Source organism: Variovorax sp. GrIS 2.14 (assembly GCF_046115955.1).
GTDB lineage: Bacteria > Pseudomonadota > Gammaproteobacteria > Burkholderiales > Burkholderiaceae_C > Variovorax.
In genome coordinates this window covers 1-5,841 of the sequence record NZ_JBJXIA010000062.1, presented here as the reverse complement: position 1 = coordinate 5,841, position 5,841 = coordinate 1, and the positions used below count along the sequence as shown (strand labels likewise).

The following is a 5,841-nucleotide window of genomic DNA, read 5'->3' as shown; positions in this document are numbered from 1 at the left end:
GGCTAGTTTTCGACGATCCATCGTTAAGCTTGAATCTAGAATTTCAAGGAATTGACGGTATAGGACCGCAAACGAACGCCGCTGCTTGCACTGGGGAAAATCCATTGAGAATGAAGGCGGCGACCCGGTTGGCGCGCCAAATCAAGATCCGCGCGCTATGTTCACTGAGCTTGCTGCGAAGCATGGCCTGGTTACGCCAGGCGATAAACTTGACACGAAGATCCTCGAATTTGCGATCGGTGTCGCGGACCCGTGCGCCCGCATCGCAGGCGGCTACTGTGATGCAGAGTCCGGCGGCAACGCGAGCGGACACACCCGGGCGCGGCTTACGAATGATCGGGCAGAGCTGCGATCAAACCGGCGGTCCATCTGAGCGTTTGTTCACACCTATCAGTTGCGCAGAATGCCGCTCGGGCAACGCGGTCACCTCCGGCCTTTGCTGCTTAGCCGGTTACTTCTGGTCAACGATCCAACGGCACGATCTAACAGTCGACGGGGCCAAGGTCTTCGCCAGCAACCGACCACGACGCCGTTGCTACGCGTGCTTTGAAAGCTGCCGCCCCACCACCGCTCAACACGTTCAAACATGGTGATCGTTGCGCCCAAGCAGTTCAACCAAGGCTTGCAGGTCAACTGGCTTGCTCAACAGGTGGTCAAAGGGGCCGGCTTCTCGAAGAGCAGCCAGACGCAAGACGTTGCCGGATAGAGCGATCAGCTTGACAGCGCTTCCTGAAAAATCCGCGCGCAAGGCGTAGGCTGCAGCTTCGCCTCCCAAGCCAGGCATTTCCAGATCCATGATCGCGACGTCCGGTTGACGCGCTGCACCGAGCTGCAATGCATCTTCGCCGGCGTTAGCAACCCGAAATCGTGCATCCGGAAAGTACACCGCAAGTAGCTCGGCCAACATGTCGGCGGCTTCACGCTCATCGTCGAGAATCAGAACTTCTAAAGGGCGTGTCATTCGATTTTCTTTTTTAGAGAATTTTGCACAGAGCGGATGCTCGGCATCTGCCCGATCCAACTTGGAGAGTTGCCATGCAGATCGCTGAGTTTCTTGAAATCGCCAAAGAGCCCATCCTGTCCGAGTCCATCGCATACGCCAGGACAATCCTGCGGTTGAAGGATGAAGACGAAGCTGTCCTCCGTGACCATTTGCCCCTAGTCTTGGAAGCCATCTCAACCGACTTGAGGAGCTCACAGAGTAGGACGGAGTCGATTGACCGATCTCATGGTCTCTCACACGCTGCCGACGGCCAGCCTGAGACGGCCGCTGAAATCCATGGCCTTTTGCGGGCGCGCAGCGGCTTGCGCATAGAACAGGTGTTCGCCGAATACCGCGCGCTGCGGTCCAGCGTCTTGCGCCTTTGGGCCGATGAAGCCCCACACGGCCCTGATGCGGTGCGAGACGTCGGCCGCTTCAACGAAGCGATCGACCAGGCACTGGCAGAGTCGGTTCAGACGTACGCGGCCGAGGTCGAGCGGTGGCAGCAGATCTTTCTTGGTGTATTGGGCCACGACCTGCGGGGGCCTTTGAACGCCATTGCACTGACCGCTCAAATCATTGCCGCCAAGGCCCCGAAGGAGCTTCATCTCCCAACGACAATGTTGTCGCGGAGCACGCGTCGGATGGCCACGCTGATGGACTCGCTTCTTGCGTACAACATGGCTGGGTTGAGCGGCGGCATGCCGATTGAGCGCGCACCGATAGATCTTGCCGCCGCCGCCGCCGAAGAAATTGAAATACAGTGCGCCGCGTTGCCGGGCGCCCAGATCGAACTGGTGACAAAAGGTGACATGCGGGGTGAATTTGACGGGTCGCGGCTGCGCGAAGCGTTGGGCAACCTTGTCACGAACGCCGTCAAACATGGCGTTCCCGACGAGCCTGTCATCGTCACCATCGAGGGCGACAAGCTTTCCGTCCGGATGAGTGTTGAAAACGCCGCAGCTCACAGCATCGGTCCCAACGAGATGGAACAGCTCTTCGAGCCGCTGCGCCGGGGGGCGGCTAAAGGGCAAGGGTCGGACCACTCGAACCTTGGCCTTGGCTTGTTCATCGTTAGGCAAATTGCAAAGATCCACGGCGGCGATGTGCACGGCGAGTGTTCATCGCAGCGCGTCAAGTTCACCATGACGCTACCAAAGTCTGAGACCGCTGCTTTGTGTGAGAAGGCTCAGTAAGGGTTCGGCAACCAAATGCAGCAAGCGCGCGAATTTCACTATCAGGGCTGGCGTGTCGTGGTCTTCACAGCGCAGATTCAGGCAGGCTGGCTGTGGTCCTATGAGATTGATGGCGGTCTACCGGTGATGGTCTTCGATGAAGGCCACCCGACTGAAGCCGCTGCAATCGCCGTAGCTGGAAGCAACGCCAGACGCTGCATTGAAGGCATGCGTCGCGTCTAAGTTGCCGGGTCGTTTGCCGCCGCGTCTGGCAAGAGCCACCGGATTTGGCTTGACTCGCCAGCTGCAACGTAGCGGGGCGGGATTCTTCCATCGATCGCCAAGCAACAAGATGCTGGGCCTGTTGCATTCAGCAGCGCCGTCGCCGCATCCCTCAATCGCTCCTCCAAGACTTCGATTTCTATCGACATCGTTCGCTCCAGATGTTTCGGCGGCGCATCTTTGGCCATTTGATGACAGGGCGCCACCTCGCCGAAGCACAAGCTGATTTGCATGGCGTTCCTTCAGCATATCAAGCCCATGCTCCTTGATGAGCGACCCTTTGACCTGCACGCGCCAGGCTGGGCTTATGAGATCAAATTCGACGGCTATCGCCTAATGGCGGAGTTTGGACAGGGCAAGTGCGTCCTGAAGACGCGCAACGGGGCCAACGCAACCGGCTGGTTCCCGGAGATCACCCGACCGCTGTCCAACATCAAACTGTTTCCGGAAGGGCCGTACGTGGTTGACGGTGAATTTTGTGTGATCGATACGCAAGGCCGCAGCGACTTCGACCGCCTGCACGCGCGCGCCAAACGCCGAAGCTGGTACGGCGGCAGCGGCCCGGTCACTTTCTGCGTCTTCGACTTGCTGCTGGCAAATGGCGCCGACCAGGCCGCTATCCCCTACCTTGAGCGCAACGAACGGCTGCAGCGCCTGTTCCAGCCGTCTTTGCCCGGCATCCTGTACGTCGGGCACTTTGAATCGGACCGTGATCTGCTGTTCAAGGCCGAGTTGCTGCCGCTTGAACTGGAAGGCTTGGTCGCGAAGAAGGCCGATAGCATCTACGAACCCGGCGTCCGATCTTCCGACTTGGTGAAGGTCGGGCGACAGGACGCCGTGCCGTCAGAACGATTCAAGTCAAGATCCTGAGCAGTCAACCTCCAACCCGAAGCCGCCCATGTGCAATCAATACGTCGCCCCCGACGAAGCCGAAATGGAACGCTTCTGGCACTTCGGCCCGACGAACAAACCACCGCTCTTCCCGCGCCAGGTGTTTCCTCGATCACGAGGGCCTTTCATCCGGCGCGCCCGGCATTCGACAGGCTACGAGCGCGAGCTCGTTACCGGCCAGTGGGCGCTGATCCCCTGGTTCGCCAAAGAGCCGAAGCTCAAGTTTCCCACCAACAATGCGCGCAGCGAAGAGCTGGCCGAAAAAGCCAGCTACAAAGACCCGTGGAAACGCGGCCAGCGCTGCATCATCCCGGCCGCGTCCTTTGACGAAACCCAACTGGGAGACGGGAAAGAACATCTGGTGGCAGTTCAGCCGCGCCGATGGGGCGCCGTGGGGTTTGGCGGGCCTGTGGAACGCCTGGACCGACAAAGACACAGGTGAGGTGCACGAGAGCTACACGATGCTCACGCTCAACGCTGACGACCATGCGCTGATACACCACATGCACAAGCCCGATCCCAAAGCAGGGCTCGACGCCCAGGACAAGCGCAGCGTGATCCCCATCGAGGCGGGTGATGTCGACCAGTGGCTGGCCGGCACCGTCGAAGAGGCGAAGCAGTTGCTGCGGCCGTCACCTGTCGAAGTGTTCGGTGCCGGTCCGATCGTTCCGCCACCGGCATTGATAGAGGAGATCTGACATGACCATGTTCGTCAAAGTCGCCAAGTCAAGCAAACCGGCATACGACGCCCGGCCTATGGAAAACCGCTTCTTGTAACGGTAAAACCTCGATGGGCCCGCTGCTCGCGTGTCGAGGTTCCGGTGAAAGTCGGTTCAGCGCCCTTGGTCCCGCGTCTCAACAACGCGGGGCCATTTTTCTTTACCGCAGAGGCTGTCTACGCGACCAGCTCACCTGCGCTGAATCGCCCGCTCGGTTTGGTGAAGTGGCCGCATCTTTAGTGGGTGACCTCGCTTGTCGACGCCTGCGGCGCCGAAGACAGAGGTGATCACGCGCGGCGGCGAAGATGGCGATGCAGGTTTGTGCCTTGCCTTGCAAACAATGTGTGGTAGCGCACCGACTTGCGCTTGCTGCTTTCCTACAGTTCTTTTGGGTTTATCAACCTCAAGCAAAAGGAACGCGTGCAAAGCAGCCTCGAAAACTTTCATATCGCCTCCGCCGCGCTGAGAGCCTTGATCGATGAGTACCACCGGATCATGGAAGCAGCGATGCAAGGCACCCCACTTGATGCCAAACTCGTTCGTCAGAGGCTGACCGAGATCGAAATGAGGATGAACGACGCTGCGGTGAAGCCGTTCGAGTCAGCGGACTCGCAGCCCCACGCTGCGCTGTGGCCGATCCGGGCCGACTAAGCTCAGACCTTCATACAGAGCCGCCGGCTCATAAGTCCGCGTCGTATCCATGTCTTGACCGTCCCGATCGGGAAGTTGAGGTGGTCAGCCAGCTCACTGTGCATTCTGGTAGTTGCCAGCGCCGCGCCAGATGCTGATGAAGGCTTCTTGCAATACGTCTTAAGCGGCCGATCGGCCGCGCACGACTGCGTATTCCGGTGAACGTGACCGTCGATTCCGGCAACGTGACCGGGCTTCCGATGAACGTGACCGCAGGGTGGTGTTGCGCGATTTGATTTTATGGCCGAGCTGTGTTTCGGCCGTTTTGCCTTTTCTGTTTTGCCTTTTCTGGATGTCAGTTGAATTAATTTGATTGGCCCCTGCCAGGCCGCCGGAGGCGCCCTGGCAGCCGCGCAGCGGCTCCTGTCTCATTCACTCCCGGCATGACTGTGCTCCTCAGACGTTGCCAATTGAGTTGTCCCCTTTGACTCTGGATGCCGGGGCCTTCTTGCGCAACGATTCACCCGTAAGCGTGAAGCGGTGGTGGCTTTGCATGATGCGGTCGAGCATGGCATCGGCTGTCGTTTGATCTCCTATCCACTCGTGCCAGTGCTCAATGGGCAGCTGGCTGGTGATGATGGTGGCGCGGTGGCCTGCACGGTCATCGATGATCTCCAGCAGATCGGCCCGGGTCTGGCGGTCCATCGCAGCCATGCCCCAGTCGTCCAGCAGCAGGACATCGGTGTTCTTCAGGATGTCGAGCCAGCGTGTGAAGGTGCCGTTGGCATGCCGGATGCGCAGCTCTTCTTCCAGGCGCGGCACGCGCTGGTACAGCGCGCTGTACCAGCGCCGGCAGGCATGCTGGGCCAATGCGCAGGCCAACCAACTTTTGCCCGCGCCAGTCGGCCCGGTAATCAGCACGGCGTGACCGCTGTGGACCCACTCGCCCAAGGCCAGGCTTGTCGGCGCCGATCTCAACTTGACCCACCGGGGGTGCGGATAAAAACTTGGACTGGTTTTATGCCGCAAGTCCAAGACTCACCCTGTATTCGATCGGGCTGAGGGCTCCCAGGGAGATCTTGATCCGCTTCTCGTTGTACCAGCGGATGTACGAGTCGACCATTTCAATGAACTGCTCGATGGTCGTGCCCTTCCAGTCCCG

At 59.5% G+C, this 5,841-nt stretch carries 9 protein-coding genes; 6 read left to right on the top strand and 3 right to left on the bottom strand.

Features of this window, described 5'->3' with window-relative positions:
- Nucleotides 1–580 precede the first annotated feature (580 nt).
- Nucleotides 581–961, bottom strand: coding sequence for a response regulator (locus RCH10_RS27185; RefSeq protein WP_409054785.1), 381 nt, complete (start codon nucleotides 959–961; stop codon nucleotides 581–583).
- Between the two features lie 74 nt (nucleotides 962–1,035).
- On the opposite strand from RCH10_RS27185, the gene RCH10_RS27180 reads away from it, so the two are divergent.
- The 6 genes from RCH10_RS27180 to RCH10_RS27155 all read left to right on the top strand — a co-directional run bounded on the left by RCH10_RS27180 (nucleotide 1,036) and on the right by RCH10_RS27155 (nucleotide 4,700).
- Nucleotides 1,036–2,178, top strand: a complete 1,143-nt coding sequence (locus RCH10_RS27180) for a sensor histidine kinase (RefSeq protein WP_409054784.1) — start codon at nucleotides 1,036–1,038, stop codon at nucleotides 2,176–2,178.
- A 15-nt stretch (nucleotides 2,179–2,193) separates the two neighbouring features.
- Entirely contained in the window at nucleotides 2,194–2,400 is a 207-nt protein-coding gene (locus tag RCH10_RS27175; protein WP_409054783.1) for a hypothetical protein, read from the top strand.
- 270 nt (nucleotides 2,401–2,670) lie between these two features.
- Complete coding sequence (locus RCH10_RS27170; protein WP_409054782.1) at nucleotides 2,671–3,309, top strand: hypothetical protein; 639 nt, start codon at nucleotides 2,671–2,673, stop codon at nucleotides 3,307–3,309.
- Between the two features lie 64 nt (nucleotides 3,310–3,373).
- Nucleotides 3,374–3,772 carry an SOS response-associated peptidase family protein gene (locus tag RCH10_RS27165; RefSeq protein WP_409054781.1) on the top strand — a complete coding sequence of 133 codons (399 nt, stop codon included), beginning with the start codon at nucleotides 3,374–3,376 and terminating at the stop codon, nucleotides 3,770–3,772.
- Nucleotides 3,654–4,028 (top strand): SOS response-associated peptidase family protein, encoded by a 375-nt coding sequence (locus RCH10_RS27160; protein WP_409054780.1) that lies wholly within the window; start codon nucleotides 3,654–3,656, stop codon nucleotides 4,026–4,028. Before RCH10_RS27165 ends, RCH10_RS27160 begins: the two co-directional genes overlap by 119 nt.
- Nucleotides 4,029–4,415: 387 nt before the next feature.
- The gene (locus tag RCH10_RS27155; RefSeq protein ID WP_409054779.1) at nucleotides 4,416–4,700 is read left to right on the top strand and encodes a hypothetical protein; all 285 of its coding nucleotides are present in this window, start codon (nucleotides 4,416–4,418) and stop codon (nucleotides 4,698–4,700) included.
- Between the two features lie 435 nt (nucleotides 4,701–5,135).
- Here the strand turns inward: RCH10_RS27155 and RCH10_RS27150 are convergent, their stop codons facing one another.
- Nucleotides 5,136–5,630 carry an ATP-binding protein gene (locus tag RCH10_RS27150; protein ID WP_409054778.1) on the bottom strand — a complete coding sequence of 165 codons (495 nt, stop codon included), beginning with the start codon at nucleotides 5,628–5,630 and terminating at the stop codon, nucleotides 5,136–5,138.
- A gap of 67 nt (nucleotides 5,631–5,697) precedes the next feature.
- Nucleotides 5,698–5,841: IS3 family transposase (locus tag RCH10_RS27145; protein ID WP_409054786.1), on the bottom strand; the 144-nt coding region annotated here is incomplete at its 5' end.